At 38.7% G+C, this 15,732-nt stretch carries 16 protein-coding genes and 1 pseudogene; 12 read left to right on the top strand and 5 right to left on the bottom strand.

Translation table 11 applies throughout. From position 1 onward, the window contains the following. The first annotated feature begins 1 nt into the window (after window position 1). The 6 genes and pseudogenes from purM (at window position 2) to IGL49_RS07145 (ending at window position 5,616) form a co-directional block, all read left to right on the top strand. On the top strand, window positions 2-1,033 hold the full coding sequence (purM, locus tag IGL49_RS07170) for a phosphoribosylformylglycinamidine cyclo-ligase (RefSeq protein ID WP_104854028.1): 1,032 nt from the start codon (window positions 2-4) through the stop codon (window positions 1,031-1,033). Then, the gene (gene purN / locus IGL49_RS07165; RefSeq protein ID WP_104854027.1) at window positions 1,030-1,602 is read left to right on the top strand and encodes a phosphoribosylglycinamide formyltransferase; all 573 of its coding nucleotides are present in this window, start codon (window positions 1,030-1,032) and stop codon (window positions 1,600-1,602) included. The genes purM and purN overlap by 4 nt, the downstream gene beginning before the upstream one ends. Continuing rightward, window positions 1,599-3,141 (top strand): annotated as a pseudogene (gene purH / locus IGL49_RS07160) (bifunctional phosphoribosylaminoimidazolecarboxamide formyltransferase/IMP cyclohydrolase). The gene purN and the pseudogene purH overlap by 4 nt, the downstream one beginning before the upstream one ends. 18 nt (window positions 3,142-3,159) lie before the next feature. Next, window positions 3,160-4,407 carry a phosphoribosylamine--glycine ligase gene (purD, locus tag IGL49_RS07155; protein ID WP_104854026.1) on the top strand — a complete coding sequence of 416 codons (1,248 nt, stop codon included), beginning with the start codon at window positions 3,160-3,162 and terminating at the stop codon, window positions 4,405-4,407. A gap of 124 nt (window positions 4,408-4,531) precedes the next feature. Beyond that, window positions 4,532-4,861: a DUF1648 domain-containing protein gene (locus IGL49_RS07150; protein ID WP_104854025.1), complete on the top strand. Its 330-nt coding sequence runs from the start codon at window positions 4,532-4,534 to the stop codon at window positions 4,859-4,861. A 20-nt stretch (window positions 4,862-4,881) separates the two neighbouring features. Continuing rightward, window positions 4,882-5,616 (top strand): TIM44-like domain-containing protein, encoded by a 735-nt coding sequence (locus tag IGL49_RS07145; RefSeq protein WP_104854024.1) that lies wholly within the window; start codon window positions 4,882-4,884, stop codon window positions 5,614-5,616. Window positions 5,617-5,656: 40 nt separating this feature from the next. Here IGL49_RS07145 and IGL49_RS07140 read toward each other — a convergent pair whose 3' ends face one another. From IGL49_RS07140 to IGL49_RS07125, 4 genes are all read right to left on the bottom strand, one after another. Next, window positions 5,657-6,178 carry a QueT transporter family protein gene (locus IGL49_RS07140; protein ID WP_104854023.1) on the bottom strand — a complete coding sequence of 174 codons (522 nt, stop codon included), beginning with the start codon at window positions 6,176-6,178 and terminating at the stop codon, window positions 5,657-5,659. 145 nt (window positions 6,179-6,323) lie between these two features. Continuing rightward, window positions 6,324-7,088, bottom strand: a complete 765-nt coding sequence (locus IGL49_RS07135; RefSeq protein WP_104854022.1) for a 3-oxoacyl-ACP reductase — start codon at window positions 7,086-7,088, stop codon at window positions 6,324-6,326. 84 nt (window positions 7,089-7,172) lie between these two features. Further along, on the bottom strand, window positions 7,173-7,406 hold the full coding sequence (locus tag IGL49_RS07130) for a DUF2829 domain-containing protein (RefSeq protein ID WP_002357284.1): 234 nt from the start codon (window positions 7,404-7,406) through the stop codon (window positions 7,173-7,175). Then, window positions 7,396-8,058, bottom strand: a complete 663-nt coding sequence (locus tag IGL49_RS07125) for a YigZ family protein (RefSeq protein WP_010708717.1) — start codon at window positions 8,056-8,058, stop codon at window positions 7,396-7,398. The genes IGL49_RS07130 and IGL49_RS07125 overlap by 11 nt, the downstream gene beginning before the upstream one ends. A 141-nt stretch (window positions 8,059-8,199) precedes the next feature. Here IGL49_RS07125 and IGL49_RS07120 point away from each other — a divergent pair, with 141 nt between their 5' ends. After that, a complete protein-coding gene (locus IGL49_RS07120; RefSeq protein ID WP_002357286.1) occupies window positions 8,200-8,487 on the top strand; it encodes a DUF7662 domain-containing protein in 288 nt (95 codons plus the stop codon). A 120-nt stretch (window positions 8,488-8,607) separates the two neighbouring features. Continuing rightward, complete coding sequence (locus IGL49_RS07115; RefSeq protein WP_002360150.1) at window positions 8,608-8,943, top strand: PTS sugar transporter subunit IIB; 336 nt, start codon at window positions 8,608-8,610, stop codon at window positions 8,941-8,943. 324 nt (window positions 8,944-9,267) lie between these two features. Here the strand turns inward: IGL49_RS07115 and IGL49_RS07110 are convergent, their stop codons facing one another. Next, window positions 9,268-9,984 carry an AAA family ATPase gene (locus IGL49_RS07110; protein ID WP_104854021.1) on the bottom strand — a complete coding sequence of 239 codons (717 nt, stop codon included), beginning with the start codon at window positions 9,982-9,984 and terminating at the stop codon, window positions 9,268-9,270. Window positions 9,985-10,256: 272 nt separating this feature from the next. Here IGL49_RS07110 and IGL49_RS07105 point away from each other — a divergent pair, with 272 nt between their 5' ends. From IGL49_RS07105 to secA, 4 genes are all read left to right on the top strand, one after another. Further along, window positions 10,257-11,573 (top strand): DEAD/DEAH box helicase, encoded by a 1,317-nt coding sequence (locus IGL49_RS07105; protein WP_104854020.1) that lies wholly within the window; start codon window positions 10,257-10,259, stop codon window positions 11,571-11,573. Next, complete coding sequence (locus IGL49_RS07100) at window positions 11,563-12,249, top strand: ComF family protein (protein ID WP_104854019.1); 687 nt, start codon at window positions 11,563-11,565, stop codon at window positions 12,247-12,249. The genes IGL49_RS07105 and IGL49_RS07100 overlap by 11 nt, the downstream gene beginning before the upstream one ends. 138 nt (window positions 12,250-12,387) lie before the next feature. Next, window positions 12,388-12,939 (top strand): ribosome hibernation-promoting factor, HPF/YfiA family, encoded by a 552-nt coding sequence (gene hpf, locus IGL49_RS07095; protein WP_002357293.1) that lies wholly within the window; start codon window positions 12,388-12,390, stop codon window positions 12,937-12,939. 255 nt (window positions 12,940-13,194) lie between these two features. Continuing rightward, on the top strand, window positions 13,195-15,732 hold the full coding sequence (gene secA / locus IGL49_RS07090) for a preprotein translocase subunit SecA (protein ID WP_002381826.1): 2,538 nt from the start codon (window positions 13,195-13,197) through the stop codon (window positions 15,730-15,732).

Raw genomic sequence — 15,732 nt, 5'->3', positions numbered from 1 at the left:
AATGGAAAATGCCTATTCAAAAGCTGGCGTAAATGTTGAGGCGGGATACGAAGTAGTAGAACGAATTCAAAAGCATAGCCAAAAAACGCAACGGACGGGAACGTTGGGCATGCTTGGTGGTTTTGGCGGTTGTTTTGATTTAAGTAGTTACAAGCTTAAAGAACCAGTTTTGGTATCAGGAACAGATGGCGTAGGTACAAAGTTACTCTTAGCAATTGAAGAACAGCAACACGAGACAATCGGAATTGATTGTGTAGCAATGTGTGTCAATGATGTCGTCGCACAAGGAGCCGAACCGTTATATTTTTTAGATTATTTAGCGTTAGGAACCGTTAATCCAGCTAAAGTTGAAGCAATTGTTGCGGGTGTTGCGGCTGGCTGTTGTGAGGCAAATGCAGCCTTAATTGGGGGCGAAACAGCTGAAATGCCTGATATGTATGAAGCAGATGCTTATGACGTGGCTGGTTTTGCCGTGGGTATTGCTGAGAAAAGTCAACTCTTGGCACCAAGTAATGTAAAAGAAGGCGATTTCTTGATTGGTCTTCCTTCAAGTGGTCTTCATTCTAATGGTTACTCTTTAGTAAGAGATGTTTTTTTTAAGAAACATTCGTTTAAAACAACGGACGAGTTTCCAGAATTGGCCCCCAAAACGTTAGGGGAAGAATTATTAATACCGACAAAAATTTACGTGAAGGAATTATTGCCATTGTTAAAAGCAGGACTCGTACATGGGGCTGCACATATTACTGGCGGCGGTTTTTTGGAAAATCTACCAAGAATGTTTTCTTCCTCATTAGCTGCAGAGATTCAATTAAACAGTTGGCCAGTGCTACCAATTTTTAAGTTGATTCAAAAATATGGTGAAATTCCGCCTGAAGAAATGTATGAAATTTTCAATATGGGTCTAGGGATGATTTTAGCGGTAAGTCCAGAGCATGTCGAAAAATTTCAGGAGCTTTTGCCAGAAGCTTTTGAAATTGGTCGTTTGGTACCTAGGGAAACGAAAGCCGTTATTTTTAAGGAAGCCTTATGAAGATAGCTGTTTTTGCCTCTGGCAATGGTAGCAATTTTGAGGCGATTGCTACAGCTTTTTCCCAGAAAAAAATCGCAGGGCAGTTGAGCTTAGTCTTTTGTGACCAGCCTGAAGCATACGTATTGACACGCGCCCAAAAACGCAAGCTTCCCGTTGTTTGCTTTTCACCATCTGATTTTCCATCTCGTGCGCAGTATGAGGAACAAGTATTGAAACATTTAAAAGAGCATCAGATCGATTTAATCGTGTTAGCTGGTTATTTGAGAATTATCGGCAAGACTTTACTGGAGGCTTATCCAAAGAGAATCGTCAATATTCATCCTTCTCTGTTACCTAGTTTTCCAGGTCTTCAAGGAATTGAAGAGGCATTTCATTATGGAGTGAAAATAACAGGAATCACTATCCATTATGTTGACTCTGGGGTTGATACAGGACCGATTATTTTCCAAACAACAACCAAGATTGACACCGAAGACACATTGGACACATTAACAGAGAAAATTCATGCTCTTGAGCACGAATGGTACCCAAAAGTAATTTCACAAATTGTAAAGGAGACAACGAAATGACCAAAAGAGCATTGATTAGCGTTTCAGACAAAACAGGAGTGACAACATTTGCAGCAGGCTTAGTTGCAAATGGCTTTGAAATTATCTCCACTGGGGGGAACAAGGACTGTCTTAGAAGAAGCGGGGGTACCGACACTTGCTATTGACGACATCACTGGCTTTCCAGAAATGTTAGATGGCCGTGTCAAAACGTTACATCCGAACATCCATGGTGGACTTTTGGCGAAAAGGGGAAACCAAGCGCATCAAAAAGCACTGACTGAACAAGGCATTCACTTTATTGACCTTGTAGTAGTGAATCTTTATCCATTTAAAGAAACAATTTTAAAACCAGCGATCTCTGAAGCAGAAGCGATTGAAATGATTGATATTGGCGGTCCTAGCATGTTACGTTCAGCGGCAAAAAATTATCAAGACGTAACAGCAGTGGTTGATCCTAGTGATTATGAACAGGTATTAAGTGAAATTAGCAGCACTGGAACTAGCCAGTTAGCCACTAGAAAAAGATTAGCAGCAAAAGTCTTTCGTCATACCGCTGCTTATGACGCGCTTATCGCTGACTATTTAACGACGCAAGTGGGTGAAACTGAACCAGAGAAACAGACGTTCACTTATGAACGCAAGCAAACATTGCGTTATGGCGAAAATAGCCATCAACAAGCCACCTTTTATCAATCCGTTGTACCTGTATCATTATCCATTGCTTCCGCTCGACAACTTCATGGCAAAGAACTGTCATATAACAATATTCGAGATGCTGATGCAGCACTCCGGATTGCTAGCGAGTTTACAGAACCAACGGTCGTCGCTGTTAAACATATGAACCCATGTGGAATTGGAACAGGAAAAACGATTTTGGCAGCCTATCGTCAGGCATTTGAAGCAGATCCAGTTTCAATTTTTGGTGGCATTGTTGTTTTGAATCGTCCAGTGGACCAAGCGACTGCGGCTGAAATGCATCAAATCTTTTTAGAGATAATTATTGCGCCTAGTTTTGAGGAAGAAGCTTTGGCACTGTTATCTCAGAAAAAGAATCTTCGTTTGTTAACGTTAGATTTTCATGCTCAAGAAAAAAAAGCGGTGGAATTAGTTTCTGTTATGGGCGGGTTATTAATTCAAGAACAGGATACAGTTGTTGAAAATGACCAAGCATGGCAAGTTGTTACAGAGCGCCAACCCACACCAGCCGAAAGAGACGCCTTGAACTTTGCTTGGAAAGCAGTCAAACATGTAAAATCAAACGCTATTGTTTTAGCCAATGAAAGCCAAACGGTGGGGATTGGCGCTGGTCAAATGAATCGAATTGGTTCAGTAAAAATTGCAGTTGATCAAGCCCAAGCAGCTGGAAAATTACAAGGGGCCGTCTTAGCAAGTGATGCCTTTTTCCCCATGGCAGATAGCGTGGAATATGCTGCACAACATGGCATTCAAGCAATTATTCAGCCAGGCGGGAGCATTAAAGACCAAGCATCAATCGATCTAGCGAATCATTATGGTATTGCGATGATTTTTACTGGGACTCGTCATTTCAAACATTAATATTTAAAGGAGAAACCGATGAACATATTAGTGATTGGGCGTGGTGGACGTGAACACGCAATCGCCAAAAAATTACAGCAAGAAGACAAAGTCAAGACTGTTTATTGTGCACCAGGTAACCCTGGTATGAATGGTGATAATATTCGGACTGTACCTATCAATGAAGAGCAGCAAACGGAATTAATTCAATTTGCGAAGGATAATCAGATTGATTGGACATTCGTCGGCCCGGAAACGCCATTAATTGAAGGGATTGTAGATGCCTTTCAAGAAGCGGGATTACTGATTTTTGGGCCGACAAAAGCAGCCGCAATAATTGAAGGTTCAAAAAGTTTTGCGAAAGATTTTATGCGTAAATACCAGATTCCGACGGCGGATTATCGGGTCTTTCAATGTTTGGCACCTGCCTTAGAATATATTGAACAGCAAGGAGTACCAATTGTTATTAAAGCAGATGGTTTGGCAGCTGGAAAAGGAGTAGTGGTTGCTGAAACAAAAGCAGCCGCAAAACGAACGCTAGTTGCGATGATGGAGGACCAACAATTTGGAGCAAGCGGTCAAACGGTCGTAATCGAAGAATTTTTGCAAGGAGAAGAATTTTCCTTAATGGCCTTTGTTTCTAATGAGAAGGTATATCCTATGGTGATTGCTCAAGATCATAAGCGGATTTTCGATGGGGATATTGGGCCGAATACAGGGGGAATGGGCGCTTACACACCAGTGCCTCAGATCCCAGAAGAAGCGGTTCAGCAAGCCATTAGCCAAGTCCTGAAACCGACTGCTAAAGGAATGGTGAATGAAAAACGTCCGTTTCAAGGGATTTTATATGCTGGTCTAATCCAAACAGCAACTGGCCCCAAGGTTATTGAATTTAATGCTCGATTTGGGGATCCAGAAACACAAGTTGTGTTGGCCCGCTTAGAGAGTCCCCTTTCAGAAATAATTTCTTCATTGTTGACGAAAGAGCAACCAACGATTGAATGGAATGAGTTAGCGAGTATTGGTGTTGTTGTAGCAGCAGAAGGCTATCCTAATCAATACAAGACAAGCCTGCCATTGCCAAAAATGTCTGGTGAAACCATCTATTATGCAGGAGTAGCCCGTTCAGAGCAGTCTCTGGTTTCGGCTGGCGGACGAATCTTTTTAGTAGAAGCGACTGCTTCGACTCTTGAAGAAGCGCGTAAAAAAGTTTATCAGACATTGGATAATTACTCATTTCCTGGAATGTATTTTCGAAAAGATATAGGCCTGAAAGGCTTGGTTTAACATTTTTAAACAGGCAAGGACATTTAATCGAATGTTTCCTTGTCTTTTTTTTATTGCAAATTCAAATAGGGAGGCATAAACTGATAGTATATTTATCATTAAACTAGAGGAGAAAGCTAAGATAATGAGAGAGAAGCAGATTGAAAAAATTAGTCAGGGGTTGTTTATTGTTACAAGTGTCTTGGCAGTCAGTTTACTGTTATTAAGTGCGGTGGTTTATCCTGATTTACCAGCTCATGTGCCCATTCATGTGAACTTTTGGGGCGAGGGTAATTCGTTTGGCCCAAGATCTAGTATATTTATGTGGCCAGTAGTCCTGTTTGGCTTAAGCATTTATCAACGAAGTTATCAATCAGCACAACCATACGGTAGATGGCTAAAGGTGTTTTTAATCATTGTTAATCTTGGCGCTTTGTTTAGTATTCTGCGTCTATTTATTAATTTGTTGGTTTGAAGGGATCGAAAGGTGAGAAAATGAGAAAGTTAATTTTGGTTTTTGTGGGATGTGTCATGGTCTTTTTTTTATGGCCGAATCAAGCGGCGGCTGTAGCTGGTGGCTATGGCGGTGGTCGTGTAGAAAGTCCTAGCGGTGGCAATCCCTCGAATGGTTTTTCGTCAGGCGGTAATGGATCAAGGAGTTATGTTCATCATAATGAGACAGGAACCAGCAACACAACGCCACTGGAAGGCTTAATTTCAACAGCGTTTTTTGTCCTTTTTGGGGGCGCGGTGATTTTGCAAAGACGTCGTAGAAATCAACCAGTCGATGAAGGTGCTTTTCAAGAAATGTGGGCGGCCTTACCTGGAACATCAAAAGAAAAAAAGGCATTCTTAAAAGAAATACAACAAACGTTTTTAGAAATACAACAAGCGTGGGATCAAGAAAACTTGTCTGTAGTCAAAGATAACTATACAGAAAAACTTTATCAAAAACATCTTGCAGTATTACAAGCAAATCAACAAGCGGGCATCAGAAATCATGTGAAAAAAGTGAAAGTAGCGCCAGCTTCGAATTATCATCATATTAGTGAAACTAGTTTTTCACTGATGATTCATTTTTCTTGTATTGACTACGAGGAAGATGCTCAAAGCGGTCGTGTTTTATCGGGATACAAGCATCAAAAACAATACTTTTCACAACTTTGGTATTTTGATTACAATCCTTCTCTTGGGAAATGGCAAGCAGACTTCATTCAACTTAAAGGATAGAGTCAAAAAGGCGCTTGGAATTTATATCCCAAGCGCTTTTTTATTCTTCGATGCGTTTTACAAGCTGTATTTTTTTATTTAACACGTAAATCAGGATACCGCCGACTGTCATTGAAAGAAGTTCACCAAGGCCAACGGTTAACCAAGTGTACCAAAAAGGCAACTGGTAAAAGAACGTTAAGGGTCCGGCGACAGTGAACATGGACAAAGCAAAAATAATGGCCGTCAGCATCAGTTTAATCAACAAATTTTGCTGATTTTTTGTCGCCAAATAGGCAATCCATAAGACTGCGCACGTGCCAGAGCTACCGATGACTATATCGATGATACCAAGAGGCGAAGCGGTATTGGCAATCGCAACCCCTAACGTAATGGACCAGATATATCGCTTGTTAAAAACGCCTAAATAATTAAATAATTCGGCAAGACGAAGCTGTATCGGACCAAAACTAAGCGGAGCGAGAAGTACAGTGACGACGACATACAAGGCGGTAACCAAAGCCATTTTAGCCAAAGTCGTAGCTGACCACGTACTGGTTTGTGGGTTTGATGAATGATTCATTTGAGATTCTCCTTTATAAAACAACAACGTGTTTTAGTGATAACCATAACCAAAGGAAGGGCAGCAAAGCCAACTGAAGTGTTATGGTGTGAGTTACCTCACTGTGTTACATGTTACTGAATAATAGACACTCTGTAAAGTCTTTTTATTTCATGGTCCAACCACCATCAATAGTCATGACTGTACCATGGATATAATCAGCGTTATCACTAGCTAGAAATAATGAAAGTTTTGCTACTTCTTGTGGCTGTGCCCAACGGCCCGCGGGTGTTTCACGTGCTACCCACGTAGCCAGTTCGCCTTCTCCTGCAAAATCAGCTGCGTTCATGGGTGTTTGGATGGCACCTGGCGCAATCGCATTTGCTCGAAGGCCTAATTTGGCATAATCGTAGGAAAGTTGTTTTGTATACCCGATGATTGCGTGTTTGGAGGCAGTGTACGCTGCACCGCCGCCCCCAGCTACTAAGCCAGCGATAGATGCCATATTAACGATTACTCCTTTTTTTTGTTGGAGGAAATAAGGTAATAGAGCATTGGTCACTAAAAAAACACTTTTTAAATTGGTTGCTAAAATTTGATCCCATAAAGCTTCCGAAGTTTCTAGAGAAGGACGATAATCATCTAAAATACCTGCCGTATTTAATAAAATATCAATTTGTCCTTTGTCTTTCACAATTTGTTTCATCGTGGCTTGCACAAATGAGGGAGAAGACACATCACCGACAAAATAAGTAAACGACTTAGTAGAATCTAAGTTAACCAGTGCGGCTGTCTGCTTTAGTCCTGTTTCGTCTAGGTCGATGCCAATAACCTCAGCGCCCTGCTCAGCAAAGGCAATTGCCTGTGCTTGGCCAATCCCTGAAGCTGCGCCGGTTACAAGCACCCGTTTTGTTTCAAATTCTTTTGGCATAAGAAAAACTCCTTTAAACGTTTATAAAATTAAGGTCTGGAGGAACGGGCAATCGCCGTAATCTGCCAGACCTTATGTGTGTAGTTATGCTTCAACAATCACCCAATCTTCTGCCAAGACATCACAAGGTGTTGGTGAAAACATGCTGTAGCCTTCATCAGAAGTTTTGATTAAAAAATACGGGGTAACTTGTAAAAATTCACCTTCGGAGGTGCCAATTTCATCACGTAATTCAATAAAAAGTTCAAAACCGCTCCAGCCTTTACGTACGGCTTTTTTTCCTGCTTTAATCTGTGGCAATACTTCTTCAAATGTCATTTGATTGTGCTCCTTTTTCGTTAAATGGTAGTTCGTGATAGCTTGTTGCGCCTTTTTCAATTGTCAACTGACCGTTAAGTAGATCCGTCATTTCGGCTATAAATGTTTCTGTTGCTTGTTCATCAACTAAACAAATCAACTGAATAGATTCTGTGTAAATAGTTTCTTTAAGCGTGTAGGGACTATGTTCCAAAAAGGCTTGGGCTTTTCCTAATAAAGGATAGGCGATCGTAATCAATAGCTCTTGTTGCAATTTGCCAATGACTAAACCAATTTCATCTAAAGTGTGCGAAAGAGCATGACTATATGCTCGGATTAAACCACCAGTGCCTAATTTTATTCCGCCAAAATAACGAGTGACAACAGCCACTACATTGATTAACTCTTTTTTCTTTAAGACTTCCAGCATTGGAACACCAGCAGTGCCACTAGGTTCGCCGTCATCGCTGCTCCGCTGAATGTCATTTTTTTCGCCGATCACAAAAGCACTACAATTATGATTGGCTTTCCAATGTTCTTTTTTTATTGCGGCGATAAAGGCTTTTGCTTCTTCTTCTGATGTTACGCGCTTTACAGAACAGATAAACCGCGATTTCTTGATTTCAATCTCGCTGAAACCATCTTGTTTGACTGTAATATAGCTTTCTAACATATGGGCATCCTTTTCTCTCGTAATAAAGTCAGTATAAAAAAGAATCAACTGAATAGCAACTTTTTATCTCATCTTTTTTGTGAGATTTTTGGAAAAAAACGTTATAATAAGGTATGATAGAGAAAAGGGAGGCGCTGGAAAATGGTACATACACGACAGAAAAAATATGATACAATTACTCATTATTTGAAAACGAATGGCGGTTCCCAAGTTACCTTGACCTTTACCCAGTTTGATGAATTGTTATTCCCTCATTCTGGTTTACCGAAAACTGCTAAGACAGATGTCGATTGGTGGGCGAACGATTATAAGCATCCAGAAAAGGGCGCTTATGGTTGGTTGAATGCGAGTTACCAAGTAGTTCAAGTGAATTTGGAAAAAGAATATGTGGTATTTAATAAATTGCTGAAGTCAGCATGGTACGTTTAAATCAAGATTGTATCCGCTTTAAAAAACAAGAATGATTGACAAAAATTAACTTTACACTATAATATTTTTAATAGACAATGTTGAAAATTGAAAAAGGCAATGGTAAAAGGGGCTGTTAAAATGTCAAAAAAAACAATTATGTTAGTTTGCTCCGCAGGAATGAGTACTAGTTTGCTTGTTACAAAAATGCAAAAAGCAGCATTTAATCAAGGGTTAGATGCCCATATATTTGCGGCTTCTGCATCGGAAGCAGAAACGAATTTAGAAAATAATCCAGTCGATGTGTTATTGTTAGGTCCACAAGTTCGTTATATGAAGAGTGATTTTGAAAAGCGTCTATCACCAAAAGGTATCCCAACAGATGTCATTAGCATGTCAGATTACGGCTTAATGAACGGGGAAAAAGTTTTGGAACAAGCCTTGGGTTTGTTAGCACAAGCAGATAAAAAAGAGTAAAAAAACAAGTTGTTTTTTCGAGAATCTTCGAAAAAGCAACTTGTCTTTTTTGTGACTTTAGTTAATTAGAATTGGGCTGAAGAATCCACTCTGGTTCATCAGTTCCATAAATTATAGAACCGAAATTAGCCCTGTGAGCTAGAGAAAGACAACTGTCTTTAATTTTTTTACTTTGATCTGGATACTAAGAAAAAAACATACTTAACAATCTATTTTCTGAATATTGAACGCACTTTTCCGTAGTCTGAAAGTAATCATTCAAAGAATGATTAACAATATTTTTATATACCAGTCATTATAGTATGACACAAGCAATTAACAGACTTATTCAGCAAATAAATGAGAGAGAATTCTGTTTTTGTTGTTTAAAAATAATGAGGTTATTTCATAAGGCATACTTTCTTCATACGAGATTTCCAAAGGTCTATCTTTATCAAAAGAAATAATTTGTGAGTCAGGCATTGCAAGTAATATAGGTGAATGAGAGACAATAATGAACTGAGATCCCTCATCAATTAGTTTTTTTATAGAGACCATTAAAGCTAGCTGGCGTTGAGGTGAGAGAGCCGCTTCAGGTTCATCTAATAGGTACAGACCATTCCCTCTAAACCGATGGTTCACCAGATTCAAAAAACTTTCGCCGTGTGATTGATGATGTAAGGATTTATCGCCGTATTCAGAAAAATCTAAGTCTATATTTTCTGCATATGTAGCAACATTGTAGAAACTTTCAGCTCTTAAAAAGAAACCATCCGTAGCACGCTTTACACTTTTCCCAACAGTTAAATAATTCTGTAAATCCAAGTGAGTATCGTTTGTAGAGAAATTAAAATTAATACTACCGCCTTCAGGATTAAATCCCCAATTGACTGCGATTGCTTCTAGTAAAGTGGATTTTCCAGTTCCATTTTCACCTGAAAAAAAAGTAATAGGTTTTTTTAAATTTAGTGAATTAAATTTATTCAGCCCTTCAATTTTTGAAAAAACAGAATCTTCTTCAAAAGCTTTGAGTTCTAGTCTTTTTAAAAAAATGTTTTCCATGATAAAACTTACTCCTTTCTAGTCTTTTCAAATTAAAGCTTAGAGTACTAGATATACTTTAACATTAATTTTTCTTTAAAGGTAGATAAATTTGTTTATCAAAAATCTGCATATAGGCAAGTCGAGAGTAGAAAAATGGTGTAAACAATAAAGCGTATCAAGAGTTCGTTTAGTAGGTCACAACTAGATAAGAATAGAAAGATAGCGGTTGGAGATTTCCTTTTTCGCAAAAAAGTTAGAGAAATGCGTATTTTATAAATGAGGTGGTTAACATGGAAGATTTACATGGTCGTAAAATAATTCTTGAAGAAACAGAACGTTCAATACAGACAAAACTGGTTTATTTACCAACCATGTTAGAGCGTTCACCCCTAACCATTCAATGTCAGCGGTGCGGGGAAGTCGTATCCAAAAAAGAAAATAGACTGGCGACAAATGTTTACTACTGTCATGCTTGCATTCAATTAGGACGTGTGACTTCTTGTCAAAAATTTTGTCATTTACCAGAAAGGCCCAATAGCCCAAGAACTGTCTTTTTTGAGTGGTCTGGACAATTAACAAAGGGACAACAAGCAATCTCAGTTGAACTTTGTGAGACAGCAAAAGTAAGAGAGAATCGGTTAGTGTGGGCAGTTACGGGTGCAGGCAAGACGGAAATGTTATTTGCTGTTTTGCACCAAACCTTACAAGAAGGGGGACGGATTGCGTTGGCTTCGCCGCGTGTCGATGTTTGCTTAGAACTGTATCCCAGAATCCAAGCGGTTTTTCCTCATGAAGCGATTGCTTTACTTCATGGAAACAGTCAAGAAGCGTATCGTTATACGAAATTAGTGATTTGCACCACACATCAATTATTGAAATTTCATCAGGCATTTGATTTACTCATCGTTGATGAAGTAGACTCTTTTCCTTTTGTTAATAACGAGCATCTTTATTATGGGGTGCGTAACGCACGAAAAAAAAGAAGTAGTTTGGTGTACTTAACAGCAACCCCTACGAAAGAATTGCGGAAGCTTTTACAGCAAAAAAAATTAGCAGCCAGTATTTTGCCAGCAAGATATCATCGTAGGCCATTACCTGTGCCACGTCGATTTTGGGTTCAGTCGTGGCAACGTATTTCTACCAAAAATATTAAACTCATTGCACATCATGTGAGACGTTTATTGGCGCGTAATTCAGTTTTACTATTTTGCCCAAGCATTTCATTAATTCACCAATTACATGCATTAATAGCTAAGCGATTTTCCGACAAAGAAGTTGTTGCCGTTTATGGTAGTGATGAGCTTCGCCTGGAAAAAGTTCAAGCAATGCGTCAGCAGAAAACGGATATTTTGATCACTACAACCATTTTAGAACGTGGTGTGACTTTTGATGCAGTCTCAGTTATTGTTTATGGTGCCAATCATCGAGTCTTCACTTCTTCGACACTTGTCCAAATCGCGGGTCGAGTCGATCGAAGGCAAGAATTCAATTACGGTGAAGTTTTATTTTTACATGATGGAGAAACAAGAGATATGAAAGAGGCGATTCGGCAAATCAAGCAAATGAATCGCTTGGCTAGCAAACGAGGGATGTTAGATGGATTGTAAAAATTGCGCAGAGCCCATTCGTTTGGAGATAACATTAAAAATGCTCTTACGTTTTAAAACATGGGCGAGTCCTTCACTTTGCCAGCAATGCCAAGCAAAGTTCCAGAAACTGCCAATGACAGGCACTTGTTTTGGCTGCAGTCGAGTCAGCCGAGAGCATTATTGTTTTGATTGTCAAAGGTGGCAGCTACTTTATCCAGAGTATTCTTTTCATAATGCAGCGTTGTTTCATTATGATGAAGAAATGCAAGAGTGGATGGAACGCTATAAATTTCAAGGAGACTATCGCTTAAGAACGTGTTTTAATGAGGAAATAAATTTTTACTTTCAGCAACATTCTGCGGACTATATTATTCCGGTGCCCTTATCCGAAAAAAGAATGCAAGAACGAGGCTTTAATCAAGTAATTGGCTTGCTAGAAGCGGCTGATGTTCTATACACACCTTTTTTAATCAGAAAAGAGGAAAATATTCCGCAATCTAAGAAAACCAGAAAGGAAAGGATGCGGTTGCAACAACCATTCGCGATCCAAAAAGAAAATCAAGAAAAATTAAAAAATTGTTCTGTTATTTTGGTGGATGACATCTATACCACTGGACGAACTCTTTTTCACGCAGCTGCTGTTATCAATAACTGTTATCCTAAAAGTTTGAATACGTTTACTCTCGCGCGGTAAAAAGAAAAGAATTCATAAAATTGATGACTATTTTGTTGGCAAAACCCAGATTATTCGATATAATGAAATTAAGAAGAAGGGAATTAAAGAGTGGTCCTTTAATCTTTTCTTTACTGGTAGATGAAAGGGGTAATTGTTATGTTTAGATATAATGTACGTGGAGAAAATATCGAGGTAACCGAAGCGATTCGAGACTATGTTGAGAAAAAAGTCGGTAAATTAGAAAGATATTTCAGCGATTCACCTGAAGCAACGGTTCACGTGAATTTGAAAGTGTACACTGAAAAAACAGCCAAAGTCGAGGTTACTATTCCTCTTCCTTATCTAGTTTTACGAGCTGAAGAAACGTCACCTGATTTATACGCAAGTATTGATTTGGTTGTCGATAAATTAGAACGACAAATTCGTAAATTTAAAACAAAAATCAACAGAAAATCTCGTGAAACAGGACGTAACAATACAAAAGCCGCTGTCTTCTTAGTTGGTGAAGAAACAGAAGAAACACCTTCAGAATTAGACATCGTTCGTACAAAACGTCTATCATTAAAACCGATGGACAGTGAAGAAGCTGTTTTACAAATGAACATGTTAGGACACAACTTCTTCATTTTTGAAGATGCTGAAACAAATGGAACAAGCATTGTTTACCGTCGTAAAGATGGTAAATATGGCTTGATTGAAACAGACTAAAGCTTAAAATAAGAGCTGAAATGCCTTTGTGCATTTCAGCTCTTTAAACATCTTTAAAGTACGCAAGAAAGAAAAAATAAAGAAATACATAAAATAACTTTAAAAGTACCTCTTTTAAAGGAAAATGTCTGCAAAATAGAGAGAAATGGTTTTCTTTCTCGTCAAGTAATGATAAAATAAAACGGATAGATTGTGCTTCTTGTACAAAAAGGATACAAAAATAAAAAGAGGTAATTGAAAGGAACACAGATACCAATGGCAAATTTTTTGAAAAAAATGATTGAAAACGATAAAAAAGAATTAAGACGATTAGAAAAAATCGCCGATAAAATTGATGCACACGCAAGTGCAATGGAACAACTAAGCGATGAACAATTACGTGAAAAAACAGATGAATTTAAAGCCCGTTATCAAAAAGGGGAAACCTTAGACGAACTCTTACCAGAAGCGTTTGCGGTTGTTCGTGAAGCCGCTAAACGAGTACTAGGTTTATTCCCGTACCGTGTCCAATTAATGGGTGGGATTGTGCTTCATGACGGGAACATTCCTGAAATGAGAACAGGTGAAGGGAAAACCTTGACTGCCACAATGCCTGTATACTTGAATGCACTATCTGGCGAAGGAGTACACGTTGTTACAGTTAATGAATACTTAGCAACCCGTGACTCTAACGAAATGGGAGAATTATATAATTTCTTAGGTTTAAGCGTTGGCTTAAACATTAACTCTAAATCTTCTGATGAAAAACGTGAAGCATATAACTGTGATATTACTTATAGTACAAATAACGAATTAGGATTTGACTATTTACGTGATAACATGGTAGTTTATCGCAGCCAAATGGTTCAACGTCCATTAAACTATGCAATTGTCGATGAAGTGGATTCAATCTTAATTGATGAAGCAAGAACCCCATTAATTATTTCTGGACAAGCTGAAAAATCGACAGCACTCTATACGCGTGCGGATAATTTTGTCAAACGCTTAAAAGAAGACGAAGATTACAAAATTGATATTCAGTCTAAAACAATTGGTTTAACAGAAGCTGGTATTGAAAAAGCTGAACAGACTTTCGGACTGGATAACCTTTACGATATTGAAAATACAGCATTAACGCACCATTTAGATCAAGCGTTACGGGCAAACTATATCATGTTATTAGACATTGATTACGTGGTTCAAGACAATAAAGTCTTAATTGTTGACCAATTTACTGGTCGTATCATGGATGGTCGTCGTTATTCTGATGGCTTGCATCAAGCGATTGAAGCAAAAGAAGGCGTCGAAATTGAAGATGAAACAAAAACAATGGCGACGATTACTTTCCAAAACTACTTCCGGATGTACAAAAAACTAGCCGGTATGACTGGTACTGCTAAAACAGAAGAAGAAGAATTCCGTGAAATTTACAATATTCAAGTCATTCAAATTCCAACCAATCGTCCGATTATTCGTGACGATCGTCCAGATTTACTTTATCCAACCTTGGAAAGTAAATTTAATGCAGTGGTGGAAGATATTAAAGAACGCTACCACAAAGGACAACCAGTGTTGGTGGGGACTGTTGCGGTAGAAACATCAGAATTACTTTCTGATAAATTAAACGCAGCTAAAATTCCTCATGAAGTATTAAATGCGAAAAATCACTTTAAAGAAGCCGAAATCATTATGAATGCTGGTCAAAAAGGTGCAGTCACAATTGCAACAAATATGGCTGGTCGTGGAACGGATATTAAACTTGGTTTAGGTGTGCTTGAACTAGGTGGTCTAGCGGTTATCGGAACAGAACGTCATGAGTCACGTCGTATTGATAATCAGTTGCGTGGACGTGCAGGACGTCAAGGAGATCCAGGGGTTTCACAATTTTATTTATCTTTAGAAGATGACTTAATGAAACGCTTTGGTTCAGAACGTATTAAAACATTCTTAGAGCGAATGAATGTGCAAGAAGAAGATGCGGTTATTCAAAGCAAAATGTTTACTCGCCAAGTAGAATCTGCTCAAAAACGTGTGGAAGGAAATAACTATGACACACGTAAAAATGTCTTACAATACGATGATGTGATGCGCGAGCAACGTGAAGTTATTTATGCGCAACGACAAGAAGTAATTATGGAAGAAAATGACTTGTCTGATGTATTAATGGGCATGGTAAAACGGACGATTGGCCGAGTGGTGGATAGCCATACGCAATTAGAAAAAGAAGAATGGAATTTAGATGGGATTGTCGATTTTGCAGCCTCAACACTTGTCCATGAAGATACGATTTCTAAAAAAGACTTAGAAAATAAATCAGCTGAAGAAATCAAAGACTATTTAGTGGCACGTGCGCAAGAAGTATTTGAAGAAAAATCTCAACAATTGAATGGTCAAGAACAATTGCTAGAATTTGAAAAAGTTGTCATCTTGCGTGTCGTCGATACTAAATGGACAGATCACATTGATGCAATGGATCAATTACGCCAATCTGTCGGCTTACGTGCGTACGGTCAAAACAACCCATTAGTAGAATATCAAACAGAAGGTTATTCTATGTATAACAATATGGTGGGTTCAATCGAATATGAAGTAACACGTTTATTCATGAAATCGGAAATTCGCCAAAATGTCCAACGTGAGCAAGTAGCTCAAGGACAAGCGGAACATCCAGAAACAGAACAAGATGCAGCTGCACAAAGCAACACAAGTGCGAAGCGTCAACCTGTGCGTGTAGATAAAAAAGTGGGTCGTAATGATTTATGCCCATGCGGAAGTGGCAAAAAATTCAAAAATTGTCATGGAAGAAACGCTTAA

The sequence above is a fragment of the Enterococcus sp. DIV1337a genome (assembly GCF_051712285.1).
GTDB lineage: Bacteria > Bacillota > Bacilli > Lactobacillales > Enterococcaceae > Enterococcus > Enterococcus faecalis.
Note: the sequence above shows the minus strand (reverse complement) of the source record. Positions and strands in the feature narration are given on the sequence as shown.

Bases quoted from the DNA above. Each gene is read 5' to 3' on its own strand.
- IGL49_RS07110 (WP_104854021.1), bottom strand. From the start codon at position 9,984: ATGGAAAACATTTTTTTAAAAAGACTAGAACTCAAAGCTTTTGAAGAA.
- IGL49_RS07135 (WP_104854022.1), bottom strand. From the start codon at position 7,088: ATGCCAAAAGAATTTGAAACAAAACGGGTGCTTGTAACCGGCGCAGCT.
- IGL49_RS07120 (WP_002357286.1), top strand. From the start codon at position 8,200: ATGGTACATACACGACAGAAAAAATATGATACAATTACTCATTATTTG.
- IGL49_RS07115 (WP_002360150.1), top strand. From the start codon at position 8,608: ATGTCAAAAAAAACAATTATGTTAGTTTGCTCCGCAGGAATGAGTACT.
- IGL49_RS07100 (WP_104854019.1), top strand. From the start codon at position 11,563: ATGGATTGTAAAAATTGCGCAGAGCCCATTCGTTTGGAGATAACATTA.
- IGL49_RS07130 (WP_002357284.1), bottom strand. From the start codon at position 7,406: ATGACATTTGAAGAAGTATTGCCACAGATTAAAGCAGGAAAAAAAGCC.
- secA (WP_002381826.1), top strand. From the start codon at position 13,195: ATGGCAAATTTTTTGAAAAAAATGATTGAAAACGATAAAAAAGAATTA.
- hpf (WP_002357293.1), top strand. From the start codon at position 12,388: ATGTTTAGATATAATGTACGTGGAGAAAATATCGAGGTAACCGAAGCG.
- purM (WP_104854028.1), top strand. From the start codon at position 2: ATGGAAAATGCCTATTCAAAAGCTGGCGTAAATGTTGAGGCGGGATAC.
- IGL49_RS07105 (WP_104854020.1), top strand. From the start codon at position 10,257: ATGGAAGATTTACATGGTCGTAAAATAATTCTTGAAGAAACAGAACGT.
- IGL49_RS07150 (WP_104854025.1), top strand. From the start codon at position 4,532: ATGAGAGAGAAGCAGATTGAAAAAATTAGTCAGGGGTTGTTTATTGTT.
- IGL49_RS07125 (WP_010708717.1), bottom strand. From the start codon at position 8,058: ATGTTAGAAAGCTATATTACAGTCAAACAAGATGGTTTCAGCGAGATT.
- IGL49_RS07145 (WP_104854024.1), top strand. From the start codon at position 4,882: ATGAGAAAGTTAATTTTGGTTTTTGTGGGATGTGTCATGGTCTTTTTT.
- purD (WP_104854026.1), top strand. From the start codon at position 3,160: ATGAACATATTAGTGATTGGGCGTGGTGGACGTGAACACGCAATCGCC.
- purN (WP_104854027.1), top strand. From the start codon at position 1,030: ATGAAGATAGCTGTTTTTGCCTCTGGCAATGGTAGCAATTTTGAGGCG.
- IGL49_RS07140 (WP_104854023.1), bottom strand. From the start codon at position 6,178: ATGAATCATTCATCAAACCCACAAACCAGTACGTGGTCAGCTACGACT.